Genomic DNA, 22,292 nt, shown 5'->3' with positions numbered 1-22,292 from the left:
TCACAGCCCTTCGGGCAGCAGCACCGCAAGATAGGCATCGGCTGCACGCCACAGAGCGAGTCAAGGAGCGGCTTGAGGGCGATGCCTGGCTTATTGGTTGAGTTTTTGAAGCAGCTTGTCTCTCAATCGCGCCCACACCATACCGCGCGCGGTCTCTTCCACGGACCATTGCGCATAGCAAAGGTCGTATAGCCATTGCTCGCGCTCGTGCAAGGTCGGATTCTCGACCTTCGACAGGTCGTGATCCGTGACCGGCCAAGCCATGCTGGCCGGTAACATCGAGATGGCGGGTGTGCCATTGAGCAAGGCATTGATCGCCGCACTCGACGAATAGGTGACGGCAGTCCAGCAGTCGCGCAGGGCGTCGTTGATGGTGCCTGTTGGCGGAATATCGAGCTGGACGTTTCGGTTGGCGCCGCAGGCTTTTTTCATCTTCGGGAAATCCGTCGGGAGTGCCGCCGGATGGGCCCGCACCACAATCGGCCGGTCGGTGTAGCGCCGCACCTCTGTGACAGTGTTAATCATCCAATCAACGATGTTGCAGCCGCGCAGGGAGGCATCACCTGGCTTCTGACCGACGATCAGCACATGCGAGCCGGTCGTGCGATAGGGGCGCAGCTCCAGGCAGAATTCACGACTCAGCAGATTCCAGCGATCCGCCGGGGAGCCCGCGTTGCAAAAATCCGCATCGTCCTGAAACGCGCCGTCGATGCCTATGCGGGAGTAGAGATGCTGGTCAACCAGGTTCCGCTTGCCGCGGATGCGCCGGATAAAGGCGCGAATGCCGTTTTTCTCTATGTATGGCGTTCGGCCCAGAAAAGGTGACTCCACGATCACCACGGGACCGGTGTGCTGTGCGTACACGGCGCGACATGCCCACGCAGACCGACTGTCGGGTTTGGGATAACCATACACCACCGCAATATCGCAGGCTTGGTAGCCGCCTTGTACCCATTCAACATCCTCACCGGCATCGCGCAGCGAGCGATGGAAGGCGTCCAGGTAGGCGGCCTGATGCGGCAGTCTCGGGAGCGCTGTCGATGCAAAGACATTGATTTTCGCCACATCACGCTCCGGTGATTAGCTGTTGGGGGCAGACAAATTTATCGATTGCGGCAGCAGCAGGCGTAAATACTGCCCGGCTGCAGACGCGGCACTGAATGCCATGCCGCGCTCTTCCAGTCCGACGCGGTTGATTGGCGCATGCAGGTTGGCCACGATGGCAGCGGCCAGCGTATTTGCGTCGCCTACTGGCGTGAGTCGTCCGTAGCGGCCGCCGTCCAGTATCTCCCGCGGCCCCGACGGGCAGTCGCTGCTGACCACCGGACAGCCGCAGGCCAGTGCCTCGATCAACACCGTCGGCAAGCCCTCCCAGGCCGAGGACAGCACGAACACCGCTGCCCGGCGCATGTAGGCCAGCGGATTGGGCACGAAGCCGGCCAGACGGACGTCGGCGGCGATGCCAAGCTCCCGGGCGAGGGTTTCGAGCGGTCCTCGCTGGTTGCCTTCGCCCAGGATCAGCAGGCGTGCCGGGCGCTGCTGGCGTATCTGGGCAAAAGCCCGCAGCAGTGTGGCCTGGTCTTTTTGCACGCGCAGTTGCGCCACGTTGAGCAGCACCGGCGGCGCACCGGGCGTGAACCACGGATCGTCCAGCGGTGCATCGCGCGCGGCCAGCAGCGCCGGCGTGATGACCGGGTTGTAGATGGTATGGACCTGCGCCGGAGACAGCGGAAAGCGCGCAAGCAGGTCCTGGCGCACGCCCTCGGACACGGCAACGACGGCCGCGGCACGCGGGTACAGGCGTGCCATCAGCCAGGGCAGCAGGTGGCGGCGCTTGCGCTGCGCGGTGCCGGCGGTGGAGGCGCCGACATGAATGTGCTCGGACACCACCATGCGGGTCGAGCCGCCGGCCAGACGGCGCCCCAGCAGCGACACCACATTCGGCCACTCGCCACCGCTGAGCAGGGCGGCCGGTCGCTCGCGCCCGAGATACGCAACCAGCGCCGGCAGGGCCAGCGGTACGAACCAGCGCTTGTGCCGCCGCACACCGGGCAGGCTGGCCAGGCGCGGCGCCAGTTCCAGCAGCCGCACGCCGTCCGGCAGACCCTCGGCGGGCGGCTGTCCGCGCGGCGCCAGCAAATCGACGCGATGGCCGGCGGCGGCAAACTCCGCCGCTAGGTTCAGCATCAGGCGCTGGATCGCGCCGCGCGGCCAGGACGAGACCAAGATGGCGATACGGGCCAAGGTTCAGCCTGCCGTTTGCCGGAAATTGACAGCCTCATCGCCCAGCAGCAGATCGAGATACGCATCCACCGCCCGCGGCACGGAAAACTGCGCCGCGCGCTCGCGCTGACGCTGTGGATCGGGCGGCGTTTCCAGCGCCGCCAGCATGGCTTCGGCCAAAGCCGGCGCGTCCCCGACCGGCACCAGGCGGCCGAAACGGCCATGATCAAGGATCTCCGCCGGCCCGGACGGGCAGTCGGTGCTGACCACCCGGCAGCCGCAGGCCAGGGCCTGGATCAGCGCGCCGGGCAGACCCTCGTAGCGGGACGACATGACGTACAGATCGGCCCGCGCCAGTGCGGAGAACGGGTTCTCGGCGTAGCCGGGCATGGCCACCACCGCGCCGAGGCCGAGCTCGGCCACCTGCGCCTCCAGTGTCGGGCGTAGGCCTCCCTCGCCAAGGATCAGCAGCCGCGCCGGGCGTCGTTCCAGTACATGGGCGAAGGCCCGCAGCAGGGTGGTGAAGTCCTTTTGGGCTGCCAGCCGGCCCACCGCCACGATCACCGGCGGGCCACCGTCTTCCAGCCACGGATGCGGCGCCGGCTCGGCGGCTCGGCGGACGATGTAGTTCACGTCGGTCGGGTTGTAGACGGTCTGCACGCGTTCGCGCGGCAGCCGGGCAACCGCGGCGAGATCGTCCGCCACGCCGTCCGACACCGCCACAATGGCGTCGGCGCGCGGGTAGTAGCGGCGCGTCAGCCAGGCCAGCAGCGGCCGGCGGTGCAGCACCGGCAGCTTGCTGTTGGTGATGGCCACCGACAGCTGCGTGCGCTGGCTGATGACCAGCCGGGTGCCGGTGCCGGCAAGATCACGACCCCACAGGGCGCCGAGATTCACGTAATGCGAGGCGGACAGCAGCGCGTCCGGGCGCTCGCGGCGCAGGTAGGCCGCCACCGCGGGGGCCATTAGCAGCGCCTTGCGCCGCTTGCGGGTGCGGATCACCGGCAAGCGCAGCCACCAGCGCGACAGGTTCACCAGGCGCACGTTCGCCGGCACCTGGTCACGAAACGGGCCCCGATCGTCCGGTACCAGCAGGTCGACTGCCAGCCCGCGGTCGGCCAGCCCGCCGGCCAGGGTCAGCATGGTGCGCTGCACGCCGCCCAGGCCCAGGCCGGATATCAGCAAGGCCAGGCGTGGCGGGTCGGTCTGTCCGTTCAATAGCCGCGCGCCAGTCGCGCCGGCAGCAGCTTGCGCCACCAGGCGGCGCCCGGCTCGATGACCAGGATGAACACCTTGCGCAGGGCCTGTGGCGGGCAGTGGATTTCCCGCACCGCGTGCCAGGAATGGTCGGTGCGGGCAAACAGCAGGCTACGGTTGCCGATGGCCTCGCTGGCGGTGATGCGCTTGAACGCATCCAGCGTCGGCGCGGAGCTTGGCTCCAGCCGGTGCTCGGATTCCAGCACCAGCGTCTCGCCGCCCCAGGACGGATCCCAGTCCTTGTCGGTGTTGAAATAGAAAATGTGCGAGCCGAGCTTGCGCTTGGCGTCGCAGTGCGGCGACACCGAGCAACCGTTGGGCGTGTAGTGCCAGTGGCAGGACAGGCTCACGCTGCGCACGCCCAGCATGCGGGTCAGAAACGCCGTGTAGACCGGTCCGTTCAGTTCGGTCACGAACTCGTGCCAGGGCGCTTCCAGTGGCAGGTCCGGTCGGTAGTCGAGCGCGTAGCGGTCGTGACTTTGCTGGCCGTATTTGCGTTCCACGCCGAAGTTTTTCTCGAACAATTCGAGGTCCGGCAGCGTCTCGTAGAGGGTCTGAAACGCGGCGGGTGTAAGCAGCGCCTCCGGGTTGATCCACGGAAAGGGTCGGCGGGCCTGGAAATACGCAGCATCGAGCGCATCCAGGCGTGCCTTGTCCAGGTAGCGAAGGTCGGACATGGGTATCACGAAATGGGATGTTCGGCGGTGAGCAGTTCGCGCACCCTGTCGGCTGCCGCACGCTGGGCGCGGGCGAGCAGGTGAGGGTCGAGAAGCGGCGGCGTGGGCCCGGCCGGCAGGGTGACCAGGCCAAGGGTCTGTCGCAGGGCGGTCAGATCGCGATCACGGCTGATGATACCGGCCGCGAGTAAGCCGTCATAGCACCGGCCGAGGCGATTCTGCTGGCGGGCCGTGCCGCGGCTGCCGGCGCCGCGCTCGATCAGGCCCAGGTGTCGTTCGAGCCAGTGCAGCAGGCGTTTCGCGGCGGTGCGTCGCCGGGGCGGTTCGAACACCGCGAGCGGCTTGCCGGTGCCCGCCGCCTCGCCCAGCATCGAGGCGCTGTCGCCGGTGACGATGAACTGGTCGGCCAGTGCCAGCAGGGCCGGGTACGGGTTGTCCGCCTGCCCCGGCACATAGCGGTGGCGAAAGGCGGACTCGCCGAGCGCCGCGAACAGCGCCTCGGCCGCCGCCGGCGTCGTGCGCGGGCCGGTGGTGGCGAGCACGCTGCCGCCGTGCTGGGCGGCGAGCGCCCGCGCCGCCGCGGCGAGCCGCCGGGCGGCGTCGGCATCGAGGTAATACGGCGCCCGGTCGCCGCCCACCAACAGCCCGATCCACGGCCGCGGCAGTACCGCCCAGCGCGCGCGCCAGCTCTCCAGCATGGCGTCGTCGGCGGTGGCGGGCAGCGCCAGCGGTGCCGGCAGGTGCAGCACGTTGCTGCGCACCGGCAGACCGTACTGCGGCGTGGTGACTACCAGGTCGAAGGCCGACAGCGGCGCCCGCGGCCGGCCCAGCAGCACCGTGCGCGTGCGCCCGCCGCTTTGCCTGACGATCCAGCGCGCCACGCTGGCGCTGCGCCGGCCGGCGGCGATGACCAGATCGGGCCACGGTCCGAGCGGCGGCTCGCTGCCGACCAGACCCAAACGGCTCGCGCCCTTGAGCCAGCCGGGCAGGCGCGATAGCGGCGAGAAGCGCAGGCGGTGCAGCCGACTTGGCCAGCCTACGGCGTCGGCGAAGGCATCGATCTGCGCGTTGTCGCCGGCGTGCTTGCCGTGTAGTCGCCATATCGTGGGGGATGCCCTGCACGCCTCGCCGGCCTGCCAGCCGTGCGTTCGCTGGCCGGCGGCATCCAGCACGTCGAGCCGCCAGATGCGGCCGGGGTGGCGGCGCGCCGCGGTGCGCAGGCGTGCCCGCCACCAGGCCTCGGTATCCGCCGGCTGTTCAGCAGCGACCGGCGCCACGGCCAGGTAGACCGCCGTGCCGGCGGCGGCGAACAGCGCGTCGATGAGCCACGGCAGATCGTCCGCCGGGCACTGTTCCAGATGGGCCGCGGCGACTAGGTCGGCCTTGGTGTCGCCCAGCGCATCGATCGCAAACGCCGTCACGTCGAGCCCGTCGAGCGGGCTCGTATCGAGCGGACCCACCGTCGCCACACTGCCTGGGCGACCGGCCAGCGCAGCGACATCGGCCGGTAGCTGCCAACGCGGCGCCGCTGCCAGACGCGCCGCCGCGCCGGCAAACGCCGGGCTCGGCGCTGCGGCGCAGAAGATCTCGTAGCCGGCGGCGTCGGCGTCCCGCTCCAGGTCGCGCCACAGTTCGCCCAGCGGATGCGGGTGGTAGGAATACTGCTCCGGGGCCGGGTGCCAGGGTTGCTGGTTCAGCGCCGTGTAATGCAGGCAGGCGGTGAAGCCCGGCTGGTACTCCATGTCGCGGGCGTGCCACTGCGCCGGCAGCGGCGCCCACAGGCCGGGCTTCTCGGCCGCCAGTTCCAGCAGCGTCTTCTTGCCCAGGCGCTGCGCGCGCTCGAGCGTCCACACCTCGGCCATGCGCGCGCAGTCGAGCAGCATCACGGCGGTATCGGCCGGGGTCAGGGCCAGATAGCCGGCCTCGCCCATCGGCAGGTCGAACAGCGGCGCCGGGTCGGCCAGGTAAATCTCGTCAACGTCGTTGTAGATCGCGCGCCCGTGGCGACCGGCCAGATCCGGAATGGCGAAGCGGAAGTTGGTGAAGCCGGTGCGCCAGCGCCCCTGCGCGAAGCCCGGCAGGCGCGTCATGCGGTACACCTCGTACCGGCGCGCCGGATCGCGGACCTTTTTCAGGGAGTGGAAAAACACCCGCTCGGCCCGGTGCTGGGCCGGTTCGGTGCCAAGAAAGATGCGCACCGGCGGCAACGGACTGGCGGCGGCCCCGGCCACCGCCTCGAAAACCACCGGGGTGAGCAGGGGCGCTTGTGCCGGCGGGGTCGACCGCGAGGCGGCTTGGCTCATGCCAGAGCAGCCTGCCCCGCGACAGCGTGACCGGCGCCCGGCAGGGCGCGGAAGGCGGCGAGAATTTGGTCGATCTGCGCGTCGGTGTGGGCGGCGCTGATGCTGCAGCGCAGCAGGCTGATGCCGCCCGGCGTGGCTGGCGGCACCATGAGGTTCACGTACACACCGGCATCCAGCAACTGCTGCCAGTCGGCCAGGGCCTGGTCGCGGCTGTCCCGCAGCACCGCCAGCACCGGGCTCGGCTCGGCCGCCGGCGGCAGACCCATCGCGGTCAGGCCCGCGTGCAGGCGCGACACGTTGTGCCACAGCCGCTGGCGCAGCTGCGGGCGGCTGCGCAGCGCAGCCAGCGCGGTGCGGGTGGAGGCGATGGTGGCCGGCGAGGGCGAGGCGGTGAAGATGTACGGCCGGCTGGTGTAGCGCACCAGGCCAAGCTCGGCGTGCGGGCTGACGCAGAAACCGCCGACCCCGCCCAGGCTCTTGCTGAAGGTGCCGACCACGAAGTCGACGCCGTCCATGACGCCGGCGGCTTCGCACAGGCCCCGGCCGTTGGCACCCAGCACGCCCAGCGAGTGCGCCTCGTCCACCATCAGCATGGCGCCGTGGCGGTGTGTGGCCGCGGCAATATCGGCCAGTGGCGCCTGGTCACCCAGCATGCTGTAAATACCCTCGACGATGACCAAGGCATTTTGGGCGCGCTCGCCCAGGCGGGCCAGACGGCGGTCAAGATCGGCGGCATTGTTGTGCCGGAAGCGGATGACTTCCGCCCCGGACAGCTTGCAGCCGTCGTAGATGCTGGCGTGGCAGTCGCCGTCGATGACCAGCACGTCGCCCGGCGCGGCCAGCGCGCCGATCATGCCCAGGTTGGCCAGGTAGCCGGTCGAGAACACGATCGCCTGGGGCCAGCCGTAGAACTCTGCCAGTTCGTGTTCCAGCGCCAGGTGGCCGGCGTAGCTGCCGTTGGCCATGCGCGAACCGGTGGTGCCGGTGCCCTCGCTGCGCAGCGCGGCGGCACCGGCCTCGATGCACTCGGGGTCGAAGGTCAGCCCAAGGTAGTTGTTGGTGCCGCCCAGGATCACCCGACGGCCGGCGACCATGCCCTCGGTGGGCGACAGGATGCGCTCCACGGTGACGCCGAACGGCACCAGGCCGCCGGAGCTGATCACGTCGCGGCGAACCGCGGCAGCGCTCGCGAGTTTGTCGAACAGAGCCATGTCGGGCCGCCGGATCAGGCGAGCAGGGCTTGCACGGCGGCGGCAAGCTCGCCGACGGTGCGCACGTCGGCCATCACGTTGACCGGGATCGAGATGTCGAATGCGTCTTCCATTTCCATCAGTAATTCCATGACCTGCAGGGAATCGAGTCCCAGGTCGCCGACCAGATCGGTGTCGCCGCTGACCGCCTTGCCGCCGGTAAGAGCGTTCAGGCGATCCTGCAGGGTTTCGAGGATGCGCTGTGCGCTGACTGCCATGTGGTTCCTCCCGCTCGCCTGCTGCCCTGCGCGCAACTGGCGCGGCTGGCGGCGGGAGTATAGCGGCCCGGCTCAGCCAAGCGTGTCCCGCAGCCCCTGATCGAGTGTGATTTCCGGCCGCCAGCCGCAGCCGAGCAGGCTGGCGTTGCCGCCGGCGAGCCAGTCCGGCCAGCGCAGCTCGCGTGCCTTGCCGCGACTGAGCATCGGCGCGCGGCCAGCGAGCCGGGCCGCCAGTTCGTTGCAGGCGCCCAGCGCCGACAGCAGCGGACCGGGTACGCGCACGGCTCGCACCGGCGCGCCGCGCAGCCGGGCGACGGCGTCCAGCAGATCCTGCCAGCCGTAGCCTGGCCGGTGGCCGTCGTCCGGCTCGTGGGTCTGGCCCCAGCCGGCGTCGCCCGACAACAGGCAGCCGACGGCGCGGGCCAGATCGTGGACGTGCAGCAGAGAGAATCGTGCGTCCGGTGGGCCCGGCAGCAGCGCCAGGCCGCGCATCATCCGGTCCAGCAGCGGACGCAGTTCCCGGTCGCCCGGGCCGTAGATCGCCGGCGGGCGCAGCACGACCCACCGCTGTGGCGGCAGTTGGTCGGTCACCCGCCGCTCGCCGGCCAGCTTGCTGGCGGCGTAGTGCGACAGGCCGGGATGACGCGCCGCCAGCGACGAGATGTGCACCACCCGCTGCGCCGGGCCGGTGGCGTCCAGCAGCGCCTGTACGCCGTCGACGTTGACGCGGTCGAAGTCGGCGCGCGTCAGGCCGCGGACCGCCCCGGCGCAGTGCACAAGTGCCTGGGCGCCGTCCAGCAACTGCCGCAGGGCGTTCGCGTCGCAGAGCGATCCGGTGACGACATGGGCGACGTCGATCCGGGGCAAGCGACTTTGCGAGCCCGGCCGCACCAGCAGCCGCAAGCGCCAGCCCTGGCTGGCCAGATGGCGGGCCAGGGCGGCGCCGACAAAACCGCTGGCGCCGGTGATGGCGACCGTGCGGCTGCCGGCGTCAGTCAATGCTCTTGGCGAGGCGACTGGGCGCCGGTGCCTGATTGCCGTTGCGCTCCAGGAAGTCGCGGCGGGCGCCGGAGCGCGACAGCTTGCCCGAGGAGGTGCGCGGCAGGGTGTGCGGGGCCACCAGTTCGATGAAACAGGGAATGCCAAGCTCGGCCTTGATCAGGCCCTGCAGGCGCATGACCAGGTCGATGCGACGCAGCGGGTCGTGCTCGCGGCATTGCACCACCAGCACCGCAAGGTCGTCGCCGTCGGCGTCGGGCACGGCGAACGCCGAGGCATCTTCCGGGCGCAGTTCCGGCTGCTGTTCGGCCAGGAATTCGAGATCCTGCGGCCAGATGTTGCGCCCGTTGATGATGAACAGATCCTTCTCGCGGCCGGTGATGAACAGGCGGCCGTCGGCCAGATAACCGACATCGCCGGTATTGAGCCAGCCGTCCGGTGACAGGACGCGGGCGGTTTCGGCGGCATCGCCGAAGTAGCCGGACATGACGCTGGGTCCGCGCACGAAAATGGTTCCGCAACGCCGCTGCGGCAGTCGGCGGCCGGCCTCGTCGCGGATTTCAAGGGAATGTCCCGGCAATACCGCGCCGCAGTTGACGAAGCGGTTGACGCTGGTGGTATGCGCGTCGGCCATCTGGGCCACCCGCTGATGGCCAAGCACCTGTGCATCCACCGTGTCCGTGTCGATGCCCAGGCCAAGCGGCGCGAAACTGACCGCCAGCGAGCACTCGGCCATGCCGTAGCAGGGCAGGAAGGCCTCGGCGCGAAAGCCGCTGTCGTGCAGTACCGCTGCGAACTGTTCCAGCGTCTCGGCGCGGATGGTCTCGGCGCCGACACCGGCGATGCGCCAGGCCGACAGGTCGTACTGGGCGACATCGGTCGGTCGCAAGCGGCGCCCGACCAGCGCATAGCCAAACGGCGGGCTGAAGGCGATGGTGGCGCGATTGCGCGACATCAGTGCCAGCCACTGGCGCGGCCGCATGGCGAAATCGCGCGTGCCCAGGTAGTCCACGGAACGCTGCGCGGCCAGCGGCGAGAACACCAGTCCGACCAGCCCCATGTCGTGATAGAAGGGCAGCCAGGACATGAACCGATCAGCGTCGCTGATGGCCAGGCCATGGCGCACGATGCCCTGCAGGTTCTGCATCACGGTGCGGTGGGTGATCATCACCCCGCGCGGGAAACGGGTGCTTCCGGAGGTGTATTGCAAATAGGCCAGCTCGTCAGCCTGCGACGATGCCGGTGGGTTGTCCGCCAGCGGCAGCGCGCGGAACTCATCGGGCGTGCCACAGAAGGCGAGCGGCACATCGACGGCGGCGGCGTGCAGCATGGGGCCGAAGTCCGGCGGCGCGATCGCCACACTGGCCTGGCAACCGTCCAGCATGGTGCGCAGCTGGCGCACAAAGGCCTCCCGCCCGCCCAGGTGCACCGCCGCGGGCAGGGGCACCGGCACCAGCCCGGCGTACTGGCAGGCGAAAAACAGCCGCACGAAATCCGGGTCGGTTTCCGCCACCAGCGCCACGCGTGCCTGCCGGGGCAGGCCCAGAGCCGCGAAGCGCTGCGCTAGATCCAGCGCGTCTTGGCGCAGCTGGGCATAGCTCAGCGCCAGCGCCAGATCGCCGCGCGCATTGTAGAAATTGCTGCCGGTGGTGCCCGCGGCCGCGTAATCGAGTGCGTCAGTGAGCGTATCGAAGTCGGCAAAACGCACCGGCAGGGTGTTGTGCGTCGGCGTGGGCCGGGCCGTGGCCGCGCCGTAGCCGAAGTCCGGGTTGGCCTGGGCCGCACCGCTCATTGCCACGCCTCTTTCAGGCGCTCGATCAGGGCGGCCTGCGTCGCGGCGTCGATGGCATGATCGAAACCCAGATCGGGGGCGTTGGGCCAGGCCAGATCGGAAAACGCATGTCCGGCGAAGTGCCGGATCTGCGCGTAGCGCGGCAGGACATGAAAATGCACGTCGGGGTCCACCATCATGAGCATCAGGTAATTGATCTTGTCGTAAGCAAATGCGGCGCCAAGCATGGCTTCGACGCGGCGGGTGGTTCGGGCAAGATCGGCGTAGGCCGCCGCACTCACATCACCGAACGCGCGTACCGGTTCTTCACACACCAGCACCAGCGCGCCCAGCGTAGGCTGGCGTGGTCGCAGCAACACGGTCCACGCACCGCAGGTGGCGATGCGTGTGGTCGGGTCGCCGAATTTTCGCGCCGTGGCGTTCATGCCGGGCTGTCAGGGGGCGGTGTATGTACCGCCGATCGGAAGGCAGACAAGGCTTGGGCTGGTACGGCGAGCAAGTTGAACCCTTTGTGACTTTGGCGTCGATGACCGCATGCATGGGCCGTGAAGCCGGATACATGATTTCGTCACAATCGTAAAATTGCCGCGGAATATAACGTATCTAACATGTGTGCGAAAAATCGCGCGGCCGGCTGTGCCGCGTTTTCCTTGCCCTCCAGGTGGTCGATGATCCGCTTTCGTCTGTTTGCCTCGCGCCGGCTGTGCGCATGAACGGCCCGGCGTCGTTGACCGTCACGCCCTTGATGGGACGGTCGGCCAAGCGTGCTTTCTGGGCGTTGCCACAGCGCCTGTACCGGAACGATCCCCATTGGGTGCCGCCGCTGCTGCTGGAGCGACATGAACTGCTGTCGGCCCGCAATCCGCTGTTCGAGCACGCCCGCTGGCAGGCCTGGCTGGCGAAGCGCGGTGACCAGGTGGTCGGGCGCATCAGCGCGCAGGTGGATACGCTGTACGAGCAGACGCACGGCGAGCGGGTCGGGTATTTCGGGCTGCTGGAGGCCGAAGACGACCCGCAGGTATTCGCGGCCCTGCTGGGCGCTGCCGAAGACTGGCTGCGCGGCCAGGGCATGACCGAGATCCGCGGACCTTTCAACCTGTCCATCAACGAGGAATGCGGGGTGCTGGTGGACGGCTTCGACACCCCGCCGATGGTGATGATGGGCCATGCCCTGCCGTACTACGGGCCGCGTATCCAGGAGCAGGGCTATGCCAAGGCCAAGGATCTGCTGGCCTACATCGTCGATGCGGATTTTCGGTTCTCGCCGGCAGCCCAGCGCGTGCTCGAGCGAGAGCGTGACCAGGTCACGCTGCGGCCGCTGGACCTCAAGCACCTGGACCGCGACATCGCCATCCTGCGCGACATCTTCAACGATGCCTGGGCCGGCAACTGGGGCTTCGTGCCGTTCACCGCGGCCGAGTTCAGGCAGCTCGGCCAGCTGGTGCGCTGGCTGGTCGATCCGGGCTTTGTGCAGATTGCCGAGGTGGCCGGTGAGCCGGTGGCGATGATCGCCGTGCTGCCCAACCTCAACGAGGCGATTGCGGACCTGCATGGTCGCTTGCTGCCGTTTGGCTGGGCCAGGCTGCTGTGGCGGCTCAAGGTACGCCACCCGAAGGCCGTGCGGGTGGCGCTGCTGGGCGTGCGCCAGCGCCTGCAGCGCACCCGGCTGGGCGCCGCGTTGGCGATGCTGGTGGTCGATGCCGTTCGCCAGACCGGTCTGCGGCGCGGTGTCACGCAGGCCGAGATGTCGTGGATTCTGGAGGACAACCGCGGCATGCGCAGCATCATCGAGTCGCTCGGCAGCCGCTGCTACAAGCGCTACCGCATCTACGGCAAGGCGCTTTGAGCACTCTGTTTCACGCCGTGGTGCTGGCCGGCGACCGCGGCCCGGACGATCCGGTGGCCCGCCACGCGGGCGCAGCCTGCAAGGCGCTGGTGCCGGTGGCCGGCCAGCCGATGCTGCTGCGCGTGCTGGACGCGCTGGCGGCCAGCACGGCGGTGAGCCGGGTGACGCTGGTTGGCCCGACCCAGGAGCAGATCGCCGCTTGCCCGCCGCTGGCGAGGCGGATTGCCGGCGGCGAGCTGGCCTGGCTGGCGCCGGCGCCCTCGCCCAGCCAGAGCGCGCTGGCGGGTCTGGCCAGCGTGCCGGCGGGCACGCCGGTGCTGCTCACGACGGCGGACCACGCCTTGTTGCAGGCGGCCTGGGTCGATGCCTTCTGCGGCGCCGCCGAGGCGACCGGCAAGGATGCCGTGGTGGGCCTGGCCCGCCATGCGGCGGTGCAGGCGGCGTTTCCGCAGTCGCGTCGCACGGCGCTTCGCTTCCGAGACGGCGCCTACTGCGGCTGCAATCTGTTCGCGTTTCTGAGTCCGGCCGGCCGGCGCGCGCCCGAGTTCTGGCGCCGTATCGAGCAGCAGCGCAAGAAACCGCACCGGCTGGCGGCGGCGCTCGGGCCGGGCACGCTGCTGGCGTACCTGTGCGGCTGGTTGACCCTGGAGGCGGGCCTTGGCCGCCTGTCGCGGCGGGTCGGGGCGCAGCTCGGCGCCGTGCTGCTGGACGATCCGCGAGCGGCGGTGGATGTCGATTCTGTGGCCGATTTCGAGCTGGTCGAGCGACTGTTGGCCGGCGCCGGCTAAGGAAACGCCGAAGCATTCGGCTGACATTCGCCCGGGGGCGGGCCTCCCACACCGCAGAAGCGCTGTGTGAGCGGTGCCCGCGCCGCGAACAGGTCGGGTCCGGGCGCGGGGACGGATCAGCCTTCGGCCACCACCGCCCGCGCGGCGTCAAGATCCCGCGGGAAATCCACCTCGGCCCAGCGCAGGCCTTCGATCGAGCAGGTCTCGACCAGGCCCTCGTCGGCCAGCCGGTCGATCACCGACAGATACCACCAGCGCAGGCCGTCCGGCTCGCGCAGCGCGCGTTCAACGGCCGCCTGAAAATGCCGTGCCCCATCGGCGCCGAAGCGCAGCATGCCGATCGATTCGGCATCCACCGCATCCACCGGCAGGTGCTTGCCGATGCGCAGCAGCCGCTCGCCGTCGACGATGACCTTCATGTCATCGTCGTCGTACTGGGCCTTGCGGTCGATGGTCAGGCGGATCGGCGCCGCCGGCGCCGCCAGCAGGCGCTGCACGATCGCCGGTTCGAACACCGTGTCGCCGTTGAGCAGCAGCAGCTCGCCCTCGAAGGCGGCACGGGCAATCCAGCAACTGCCAAGGTTGTCCGCCACCTGGAAGAACGGGTTGAACTGCACCTGCACCGCCTGTCCGGCGTAGTGATTGGCGATCACCGCCTCGACTGCCTCGCTGGCGTAACCGGTGACCACGGTGATCGGGCCGACGCCGGCGGCCAGCAGCGCGTCCAGTTGCCATTGCAGCAGCGTCTTGCCGTGCAGGTCGATGAGGCACTTGGGGCGATCGGCGGTGAGGGGCAGCAAGCGCCGGCCTTGACCGGCGCTCAGGATGACGGCCTGCATGGGTTGGATCGGAACTCCGCGAAACGAGATGGCCGTCAGGCGACGACCGGGAAAGGGGCAGGACGCCCGGCAGGGCGGTCGGCATGCCGGGCACAGGCAAGCCTGCGCCGGGCGCAAAGCCTAGCACAGCGGCTTTCGCGGTCCGGCTGGCGCAGCGGCGGGTCAGGGCGACTGGCTGCCCGCCGGTGGTGGCGGTCTGGCGAATGACCGGATGCGGCCTGCTAGACTGCCGGCCCCCGATCCATCCCGTCCCGGCCACGCCCCTACCGTTTGCCATGATCCTCAGACGCTACCTGCTGCGCGAGCTGGCGAGCCCGTTTGCGGTGGTGTGCGGCAGCCTGCTGCTGGTTTTTACCGGTTACAGCTCGGCGCGCTTTCTGGGCGAGGCGGCCAGCGGCGCACTGCCCGGCAGCCTGGCGGCGGTGTTGATCGGGCTGAAGCTGTTCATCAGCCTGGATGCCATCGTGCCGATGGCGCTGATGCTGTCGGTGGCGCTCGGCCTGGGGCGCCTGCAGCGCGATCAGGAGACCACCGCCCTGGCAGCCTGCGGCATCGGCGAACGCTGGCTGTTCCAGGCCGTGCTGTGGCTGGCGCTGCCGGTGGCGGCGGTGGTGGCAGTCGCATCGCTGGTAGTGCGCCCGCAGCTGTATCAGAACGTCTACCGGCTGGAGGCCAGCGCCGAGCGCCGCTTCGACCTGACGCGCCTGCCGCCGGGCCGGTTCTATGCCGATTTCACCGGCGGTCTGGTGATGTTCAGCGAGGCGGCCGAGGGTGACGAGCGGCTGCAGGTGTTCACCCACGCCGACAGCGGCGGCCAGGCCGACGGGGTGGTGTTCGCCCAGCGGGCACGCCAGCTCACCGACCCCGACGGGCGGCAGGTCGTGGAATTCCTCGACGGCCACTACTACCAGCTCGATCCGGGCACGGGCGACAGCCTGGGCAGCGACATGATCATCAGCTACCGTACGCTGGCGCTGCGCCTGGACGAGGAGCAGGTCATCGTGCGCAAGCGCCGCAAGGCCACCGCGAACGACGAGCTGGCGGCGTCAGCGGATCCGGAGGACACGGCCGAACTGCAGTGGCGCATCGCGGCACCGTTCTCTACCGTCCTGCTGGGCCTGCTGGGCGTGCCAATCAGCCGCATGCCGCCGCGGCGCAGCCGCTCCAGCAAGCTGACGGTCGGCCTGCTCGGCTGCATCGTGTACTACAACCTGCTGGCGGTGGTGATGGATGCGGTGGAGAACGGCGAGCTGGCTCCCTGGCCCGGGGTGTTGCTCGTTCCCCTGCTCGGCTGCGTGGTGCTGGCCGCGCTGATCGTGCTGCCGCAGTGGCGGCGTCGCCGCCACCGATGATTCTTGCCCGTTACATCGCCCGCGCCATGGCGCAGGGCTACCTGCTGGTGGCGCTGGTATTCGTGGCGCTGTTCAGCTTCATCGAGCTGATCCAGCAGCTCGACGACGTCGAGGGCGCCTACACGCTGGTCGACGCCTTCCTGTACGTGCTGATGATGTTGCCGCGCCGCCTGCTGGATGCCACGCCGGTGATCGCCCTGCTGGGCACGCTGGTGCCGCTGGGCCTGCTCGCGGACGGCAACGAGATTCTCGCCATGCGCGCCGCCGGCCTGCCGCTGCGGCGGCTGATCGGCATGGTGCTGGCGCCCGGCCTGACGTTGCTGATGCTGATGCTGCTGATGGCCCAGTTCGTGGCGCCGCCGCTGGAGATGCGCGCCGAGCGCATGCGCGCCGCGGCGCTGGCCGAGGATGTGTCGGTGGATTTTCGCGGCGGCTTCTGGTCGCGCGACGGGCGCAGTTTCCTGAACGTCGGGCGCATGCTGCGTGGGCGCACCCCGTCCGATGTGACGGTGTATGACTTCGATGCCGCCGGGCGTTTGCAGCGCTATCTGCACGCCCAGCGCGCGAGTCTGGAGCAGGACCGCGTGTGGCGGCTCCAGGACGTGGTGGTCAAGCAGTTCGAGCCGCCGCCGGCGCGCGCGCAGCAGCTGGCGCAGCTGGAATGGTCGTCGTTCCTCAATGCCCAGCAGCTGGGCGTGCTGGTGATACCGCCGCAAGCCCTGTCGCCGATCGACCTGTATTTCTACGTGCGCGATCTGCGCGCCCGTAACGAGCAGGTGCCGCAGGAAGAGCTGCGCCTGTGGCAGCAGCTGGCACAACCGCTGGTGACGCTGGCCATGATGCTGGTGGCCGTCCCGCTGGTGCTGGGCAGCAACCGGTCGAGCACGCTCAGTCGCCGTGTGCTGGCCGGCACGGTGGCCGGCATCGGGCTGTATTTCGTCAGCCAGACGCTCGGTTACCTGGGCCTGCTGCTGCACCTGCCGGCGCCGCTGACGGCGCTGGCCCTGCCGACGCTGATCCTGCTGTTTGCAGGTCGTCTGCTGCGCCGCTTGCGATAGGGAAGCGCTGCGGTATTCACGTGTAGGGGCCCGGCTGTGCCGGGCGATCATCGCGCCTGCATGGCAAGGCGCCGGTTGCGGCGGCCCTGCCACGGCGCATGCGGGCGTCTCAGCCGTGGCTGGCCAGGTCGTGGTGTTCCTGCCAGTCGAAGTCCTGCGTTTGCGGCCGGAAAACACGCCGGCTCAGGCGCAGCTGCCAGCCGTGCGCCGATGGCCGGATGCGCAGCAGGTTGTAGCCGGCCATGCGGTCGGGGCGTCGGTCGAGTGCCGAAGCCGACGGCGCGCCGACCACCGCCACCGGGCCGGCGGGGCCGGCCAGCTGTGACAGCGTGGCGCGGTGGGCGTGGCCGTGCAGGATCACGCCGGCGCCGCGGCGCGCGATGACCTGTGCAAAGCGGCGATGATCGGTCAGGCGCTTGCGCCAGCTGACCACATTGGTCGCCGGCGGATGGTGGATGACGACGACTCGAAACAGCCCTTCGTCGGCGCCCGCTTGCAGCGCCGCGTCCAGGGCGGCGATCTGCGTCCTGCCGAGCGTACCGGTGGCCAGGCCAGTCCAGCTCGGCACGGCGCTCGACAGCCCGATCAGCAGCAGCCGGTCGCGGCGCAGCAGCCACGGTGCGCCATCCGCCGCACCCGCCAGATAGGGGCGCCAGCACTCGCGGCCGGCCTGCCAGGTGTTGGCCACGTAGGCCTCGTGGTTGCCCGGCACCAGCAGCAGGCGCGCGGGCGGCGCAAAACCGGCCAGCCAGTCGGCGGCCTGCTCGAACTCGCGCCGCAGCCCGATCTGCACCAGATCGCCGCTGATGGCGATCTGGCGCGGCGCCTGGGCGTGCAGGTCGGCGGCCAGGGCGGCCAGCACCGCCGGCTGATGAATGAGGCTGCGGCGGCGACGCCAGGAGGCACGGCCCAGGCGCTGCTTGATCGCCAGCGGCGCGTCGGCGTCTGCCAGCGGATCGGTCAGGTGCAGGTCCGACAAATGCGCCAGCGCCCATTCGCTCGGTGGGGCGTCGGCGGGGTTTGGCTCGTTCGGTTCGATACTGGACACGAAAGGCAGGGTAGTGAGGCGGGCGCGGCGGGATGCGGCGGCGCAGGCTTGATATACGATTGCGCGCTTTTTTGCCAGCCGATGAGTGGGTCTGAACAGTGAAACCGGTCGCGTATCTTGCCGGCGAAGCGCCGGTCCGTCTGTGGGGCCTTGGCGGGCGCGAGCGCCTGCGGCGTGTGTTGGGCAAGCTGGGCATCGAGGTGCTGGATGACACCGCCGCGCCGCCGCCGCAGCGCAGCGTGCTGTGCCTGCGCGCCGATTATCTGTTCGACGAGCGGGTGGTGGCGGCGCTGGTCGATGCGCCCGGCGTGGCGCTGCGCGTGAGCGCCGATGGCCCGCTGGTGGCGCTGCACGCGCCGGTGGGCGGTGCCACGCGGGCGCAGGCCGTGCTGGCCGAACAGCAGCCGGCCGACGGCTACGTGGTCGAACTCCCCACCACGTTGACCACGGGCTATCAGAAGAAGCTGCGCAAGGTTTCTACGCCCTACGTGCTGCACGTTACGCCCGCCGGGCAGACTGATCTGGAGCGGCGCCTGTTCGGTACCGCCTACAAGGGCGTCACGGATTTCATCACCAAGTGGTGGTGGCCGGCGCCGGCGCGGGCGGCGACCGGCTGGTGCGCCCGCCACGGCATCACGCCCAACCAGGTGACGCTGACCGGCCTGGCGCTGACCGTTGCCGCCGGCTTTGCCTTCTGGGGCGGCTGGTGGCTGCCGGGCCTGGTCTGTGCCTGGCTGATGACCTTTCTGGACACGGTCGACGGCAAGCTGGCGCGGGTGACGGTCAAGTCCACCCGCTTTGGCGACATCCTGGACCACGGCATCGACCTGATCCATCCGCCGTTCTGGTATGCCGCCTGGGCGCTGGGCCTGCCCGAGGGCAGCGTGCCGACGCAGACGCTGATCTGGGTGATCGTGGCCGCTTACATCGGCGGACGCCTGGCCGAGGGCGGCTTCCAGGGGCTCTGCGCCAGGTTCTCGCTGTTCGTATGGCGGCCGTTTGATTCCTACAACCGCCTGATCACCGCCCGGCGCAATCCGAACCTGCTGCTGCTGACGCTGTGTGCCCTGGTCGGCCAGCCTGCACTTGGCCTGTGGCTGGTGGCCGGCTGGACGGTGCTGTCGACGCTGCTGCTGTGGGTGCGGGTCGCTCAGGGGGTCGTTGCGCGGCAACGCGGCCCGCTGGTGTCGTGGCTGGAGCAGGTCGGGCGTGAAATCCCCACCGACAGCCGCGCCGTGCGCTGGTTTGCCAGCTGAGGTGTCGGTATTCGGCCGGGGCTTGCGTCGACGATCTTCGGCCCGAGGGCGGGCCTCCCACGCCCACTGTGAGCGGCGCCCTCGCCGCGAATCTTCCGGCCCGGATGACTGCGCCCGCGCGCAGGTCGCCCGGCGCTATCTGAACCCACCCCGTCGCCACAGCCGCCAGGCCACGCCCCAGATGCCCAGCAGCGGATGGCGGCGCAGGAAGGGCGTTGGCTCGATGCGCACGCCGGAGTGGCGCTCGACCTTCCACAGCAGGTAGTCGACACCGCCGGCGAAGGTGAACGCGGCCTTGATCAGGCGCGCCACGTTCAGCGTCTTGCCGAGCAGGCGGCGTACCACCCAGCCCAGGCGCCCGAGGCGGCGCCGGCCGGGCGCAAGCTCTACCCGGTAGTGCCCGGCCTGCGGCCTGACGCCGGCCAGGCAGGCGGCGGCCGGCGGCGTGAGTCGTTCACGCCAGGGCGCAAGATCGCGCACTAGTCCCTCGACCGCCCCCGGCCGCTCCGGGCGCAGCTCCGCGCCGTAGCAGGCGGCCAGTGCCGTCTGCCACCAGGTGGCTTCGTCGACTTCATTAGGAAGCAGCGGCAAGGCACGTCCGAGCAGGGTCAGTACGGCCTGTGCGAGTGCCCGCGTCACCTGTTGGCGGGCTGCTGCATCACGTGCGTACAGCAGGCCGCTGGCCTGGCCGAAGCGGCCCCAGAAATAGCTTTGCCGGGCGGTCATGTAGCGGCCAAAGACGGGCAGCTCCAGCAGAGCGTACTTGCAGCGCACGGTGCGGCCATCGACCAGCAGTTCCAGGTAATAGACGTTGGGCGGCAGCAGCCGGCAAGCCAGCGCGGACAGGCGGCTGGCGAGCGCCGCGCGGCAATCGTCGACCAGTACGTACAGGTCCAGCAGGCCCTCGCGGTCGTCGGCGCGGCGAAAGTTCGAGCCGTAGAACAGCACCGCCGCCACGGTGTCGCCGTGGCGCGCGCGCAGCGCCTGCGCCAGTGCCAGGGCACCCGGCGGGGCAGGCGCGTCGATCAGGCGGTCGATGTCCTCACGCAGGGCGTCGCGGTCGGCGCTGCTCATGGCTGAAGAAACTCGAATTCGCGGCCGGTGCTGATCGCCAGCTCACTGCCGGCGGGCGGGAAGTAATCCTCGCCATCGAGGGCGTAGCCGCCGGTAGGAGTCAGGTGCAAGGTGCTGACCGCCCGGCTTTCGTAGCCGGTGGCGGCATTCGCAAAGGCCGGCGGGCGCCCGCGCAGCAGTCCCGGCAGCGCCCGCGCCAGGCGTCGCGCCGGCCGGCTGATCAGTGTGGTCCTGATCCGGCCGCTGCCAGGGCCCCACCACGGCGTCAGTCCCAGGGCGAGGCGCTCGTGCGTGCTGGCCAGCAGCAGCAGCGCCTCGCAGCGGCGGGCCGGTTCGGCGTCCGGCTGCCAGCTGACCGGCAAGGCTTCGAAGGGTTCGCGGCCGGCGAGCAGGCGCAGCAGTCGTCCGCTGATCCATGCCGCCGTGCCCAGCGCGCTGCGCATGCCCGGCAGGGTGCTGGTCTCGCGAAACGTGCGGCAATCCCGTACCGCCGCCGGCAGGCCGCCGGCGGTGAAGAAAAATCCGCAGCGGGTGGTGCCGTCGGCCTCGCGCACGCACAGCACGCGCCGGCGCGTGACGGCGAGCCGGCCCCTCAGCAGACGCCGCAGCAGCCGCGCCGGGCGACCGTGGCTGCCAAGGTCGTAGGCGCTCATGTTGGTGGTGCCGCCGGCCAGCACCAGCAGCGTCGGTGGGGATGCGAACGGCGAGCGCAGGGACAGGGTGGTCAGTGCCGCCTGCACGGTGCCGTCGCCGCCGCTGAGCACCACGCAGCTCGCGCCGGCCGCGGCCAGTTCGCCGAGCGCGGTCTCGATCTGCTGCGGCGTTTGGGCCAGCCGGTGCGGGATCGCCGGATGGCCGGCGAGCACGGCCTTGATCGCCGCCAGGCCGCCGCGGACGTTGTGCCGGCTGGCCGGATTGCTGATGACGCCGACGCTTGCCGGTTCAGCCACCGGGTGCGCCGAGCCGGCGCCAGTCCTGCATCAGCGCGCCGTTGCCGGCGCTTTGCCGGGCGCCGCGCCACAGCTGCGAAACGGCGGCGAAGAAGTTGGGATAGTCGGTCACCCGGTAGGCGGCATCGGGCGGCAACTGCGCCATCAGCCGCCGGTGCGCCTCGCCCATCGAGTGATACGGCATGGCCGGGAACAGGTGGTGCAGGGCGTGGTAGCGCAGGCCGATCGGGAACAGCAGAGCCGTCAGCCAGGTCTGACCGGTGATGTTGATCGAGTCCTCGAGCTGACCCTGCAGGCTCATGCGCTCGCCGGTGTTGACGTACTTGTGAGCGGCCAGATTGCGCAGCCAGTTCAGGCCGATGGCAAAGGTCATCAACAGATAGACCTTGCCCAGCAGCGCCCACGGCAGCACGCCGGTCACGAACAGGCCGGTCAGGAACGCCAGCCAGGCAAAGCAGGCCCACTCCTGCAGCGCCCACAGCGCGAGCGGCTCGTCGGCCGGAACCTGGCGCTGGTAGTAGGGGTTGCTGCCGTAGGACGAGGCGCGGCGCATCACCCAGCGCCGCAGGCCCGGGTGCAGGTAGGACAGCGGCGTCACCACCAGGAAGCGCAGCACCGCCAGCAGCGGCAGGATCGGCACCTGGATCAGGTATTTGATGGTCTCGCCGGTGGGCGCGCTGCCCAGCGGCAGGTACTCGCCGTCCTGCGGCGTGCCGAAGCGGTTGACGTTGTGGTGATCCAGGTGGTTCCGGTACATCAGCGACGGCATCAGCAGCGGGATGCCGTAGAACAGATTCCAGAACAGCCGGAAACCGGGCATGACTTGGCCGTTCATGTGCACGATCTCGTGCATGAAGGTGCCGGCCCGGAACAGCAGCACGCCGGCGCCGACGAAGGCCAGCGCCTGTGCCCACACCGGCCCGCTGCCGGTCAGATACGCCAGCGCCAGCGCGTAGCCCAGGCCGGCGCTCAGGATGAAATCGATCCAGTACAGCGCCGGGCGGTAGGCGAACAGGTCGGCCACCAGGCGGCGCATGTGGTCGAGCGCGAAGCGGTCGGGGGCGGTGTTGGGCGAGGGTGCATTCATCCCAGGGTATCCATTGGCGTGGGCACGACCGTAGGAGCGGCTTTAGCCGCGAATTTCCGGCCGTTTCGGGCGGCATCAACAAAGGCATTCGCGCCTGAAGGCGTCTCTGCGTGGCGCGCCAGCAAACAATGAAAGTCCATCGGCGGGCCGTGCCAGTGCGGCCCAAGGCCGGAATCGGCGGGCAGTTTAGCCCGCATTTCTGATCTTGCCCGCCGTCGTCGGCGAGCGCAGGGACCTGGCCTGGCCTGAAGGCAAAGGGCGACACTTTGCACGCG

The 22,292-nt window shown here is 69.8% G+C and carries 20 protein-coding genes; 5 read left to right on the top strand and 15 right to left on the bottom strand.

The window, feature by feature from the left end:
• Positions 1–90 precede the first annotated feature (90 nt).
• The 10 genes from PG2T_RS09070 to PG2T_RS09025 form a co-directional block, all read right to left on the bottom strand.
• Positions 91–1,065, bottom strand: coding sequence for a glycosyltransferase family protein (locus tag PG2T_RS09070; RefSeq protein WP_068804395.1), 975 nt, complete (start codon positions 1,063–1,065; stop codon positions 91–93).
• A gap of 15 nt (positions 1,066–1,080) precedes the next feature.
• Positions 1,081–2,244: a glycosyltransferase gene (locus PG2T_RS09065; RefSeq protein ID WP_068804393.1), complete on the bottom strand. Its 1,164-nt coding sequence runs from the start codon at positions 2,242–2,244 to the stop codon at positions 1,081–1,083.
• A gap of 3 nt (positions 2,245–2,247) precedes the next feature.
• On the bottom strand, positions 2,248–3,441 hold the full coding sequence (locus tag PG2T_RS09060; RefSeq protein ID WP_068804391.1) for a glycosyltransferase: 1,194 nt from the start codon (positions 3,439–3,441) through the stop codon (positions 2,248–2,250).
• On the bottom strand, positions 3,438–4,157 hold the full coding sequence (locus tag PG2T_RS09055) for a 2OG-Fe(II) oxygenase (RefSeq protein WP_068804389.1): 720 nt from the start codon (positions 4,155–4,157) through the stop codon (positions 3,438–3,440). Before PG2T_RS09055 ends, PG2T_RS09060 begins: the two co-directional genes overlap by 4 nt.
• A gap of 5 nt (positions 4,158–4,162) precedes the next feature.
• Entirely contained in the window at positions 4,163–6,460 is a 2,298-nt protein-coding gene (locus PG2T_RS09050; protein ID WP_068804387.1) for an ELM1/GtrOC1 family putative glycosyltransferase, read from the bottom strand.
• On the bottom strand, positions 6,457–7,671 hold the full coding sequence (gene spt / locus PG2T_RS09045) for a serine palmitoyltransferase (protein ID WP_068804385.1): 1,215 nt from the start codon (positions 7,669–7,671) through the stop codon (positions 6,457–6,459). Before spt ends, PG2T_RS09050 begins: the two co-directional genes overlap by 4 nt.
• Positions 7,672–7,685: 14 nt before the next feature.
• The gene (locus PG2T_RS09040) at positions 7,686–7,928 is read right to left on the bottom strand and encodes an acyl carrier protein (RefSeq protein WP_068804383.1); all 243 of its coding nucleotides are present in this window, start codon (positions 7,926–7,928) and stop codon (positions 7,686–7,688) included.
• A gap of 72 nt (positions 7,929–8,000) precedes the next feature.
• Positions 8,001–8,927 carry an NAD-dependent epimerase/dehydratase family protein gene (locus tag PG2T_RS16075; RefSeq protein WP_068804381.1) on the bottom strand — a complete coding sequence of 309 codons (927 nt, stop codon included), beginning with the start codon at positions 8,925–8,927 and terminating at the stop codon, positions 8,001–8,003.
• A complete protein-coding gene (locus PG2T_RS09030) occupies positions 8,920–10,719 on the bottom strand; it encodes a fatty acyl-AMP ligase (protein ID WP_075968164.1) in 1,800 nt (599 codons plus the stop codon). Before PG2T_RS09030 ends, PG2T_RS16075 begins: the two co-directional genes overlap by 8 nt.
• Entirely contained in the window at positions 10,716–11,144 is a 429-nt protein-coding gene (locus PG2T_RS09025) for an HIT family protein (RefSeq protein ID WP_068804379.1), read from the bottom strand. The genes PG2T_RS09030 and PG2T_RS09025 overlap by 4 nt, the downstream gene beginning before the upstream one ends.
• Positions 11,145–11,428: 284 nt before the next feature.
• Here PG2T_RS09025 and PG2T_RS09020 point away from each other — a divergent pair, with 284 nt between their 5' ends.
• Together PG2T_RS09020 and PG2T_RS09015 are read left to right on the top strand one after the other, a co-directional pair.
• Positions 11,429–12,565 carry a hypothetical protein gene (locus PG2T_RS09020; protein ID WP_202816296.1) on the top strand — a complete coding sequence of 379 codons (1,137 nt, stop codon included), beginning with the start codon at positions 11,429–11,431 and terminating at the stop codon, positions 12,563–12,565.
• A complete protein-coding gene (locus PG2T_RS09015; protein ID WP_068804377.1) occupies positions 12,562–13,353 on the top strand; it encodes a nucleotidyltransferase family protein in 792 nt (263 codons plus the stop codon). The genes PG2T_RS09020 and PG2T_RS09015 overlap by 4 nt, the downstream gene beginning before the upstream one ends.
• A gap of 116 nt (positions 13,354–13,469) precedes the next feature.
• On the opposite strand, the gene PG2T_RS09010 is transcribed toward PG2T_RS09015, so the two are convergent.
• Positions 13,470–14,192: a phosphocholine cytidylyltransferase family protein gene (locus PG2T_RS09010; RefSeq protein ID WP_068804375.1), complete on the bottom strand. Its 723-nt coding sequence runs from the start codon at positions 14,190–14,192 to the stop codon at positions 13,470–13,472.
• Positions 14,193–14,467: 275 nt separating this feature from the next.
• Here PG2T_RS09010 and lptF point away from each other — a divergent pair, with 275 nt between their 5' ends.
• Positions 14,468–15,544, top strand: a complete 1,077-nt coding sequence (gene lptF / locus PG2T_RS09005) for an LPS export ABC transporter permease LptF (RefSeq protein ID WP_068804373.1) — start codon at positions 14,468–14,470, stop codon at positions 15,542–15,544.
• Positions 15,541–16,602, top strand: coding sequence for an LPS export ABC transporter permease LptG (lptG, locus tag PG2T_RS09000; protein ID WP_068804371.1), 1,062 nt, complete (start codon positions 15,541–15,543; stop codon positions 16,600–16,602). The genes lptF and lptG overlap by 4 nt, the downstream gene beginning before the upstream one ends.
• 109 nt (positions 16,603–16,711) lie before the next feature.
• On the opposite strand, the gene PG2T_RS08995 is transcribed toward lptG, so the two are convergent.
• The gene (locus PG2T_RS08995) at positions 16,712–17,650 is read right to left on the bottom strand and encodes a metallophosphoesterase family protein (RefSeq protein WP_158513176.1); all 939 of its coding nucleotides are present in this window, start codon (positions 17,648–17,650) and stop codon (positions 16,712–16,714) included.
• Between the two features lie 98 nt (positions 17,651–17,748).
• Here PG2T_RS08995 and PG2T_RS08990 point away from each other — a divergent pair, with 98 nt between their 5' ends.
• Complete coding sequence (locus PG2T_RS08990; RefSeq protein ID WP_068804368.1) at positions 17,749–18,906, top strand: CDP-alcohol phosphatidyltransferase family protein; 1,158 nt, start codon at positions 17,749–17,751, stop codon at positions 18,904–18,906.
• A 135-nt stretch (positions 18,907–19,041) separates the two neighbouring features.
• On the opposite strand, the gene PG2T_RS08985 is transcribed toward PG2T_RS08990, so the two are convergent.
• Genes PG2T_RS08985 through PG2T_RS08975 form a run of 3 tightly spaced genes read right to left on the bottom strand, consistent with a single transcriptional unit; the run spans position 19,042 to position 22,017 of the window.
• Complete coding sequence (locus PG2T_RS08985) at positions 19,042–19,980, bottom strand: hypothetical protein (protein WP_068804366.1); 939 nt, start codon at positions 19,978–19,980, stop codon at positions 19,042–19,044.
• On the bottom strand, positions 19,977–20,930 hold the full coding sequence (locus tag PG2T_RS08980) for a diacylglycerol kinase family protein (protein ID WP_068804364.1): 954 nt from the start codon (positions 20,928–20,930) through the stop codon (positions 19,977–19,979). The genes PG2T_RS08985 and PG2T_RS08980 overlap by 4 nt, the downstream gene beginning before the upstream one ends.
• Entirely contained in the window at positions 20,923–22,017 is a 1,095-nt protein-coding gene (locus PG2T_RS08975) for a fatty acid desaturase family protein (RefSeq protein ID WP_068804362.1), read from the bottom strand. Before PG2T_RS08975 ends, PG2T_RS08980 begins: the two co-directional genes overlap by 8 nt.
• Positions 22,018–22,292: the final 275 nt, after the last annotated feature.

Source organism: Immundisolibacter cernigliae, from assembly GCF_001697225.1.
Lineage (GTDB): Bacteria > Pseudomonadota > Gammaproteobacteria > Immundisolibacterales > Immundisolibacteraceae > Immundisolibacter > Immundisolibacter cernigliae.
Note: the sequence above shows the minus strand (reverse complement) of the source record. Positions and strands in the feature narration are given on the sequence as shown.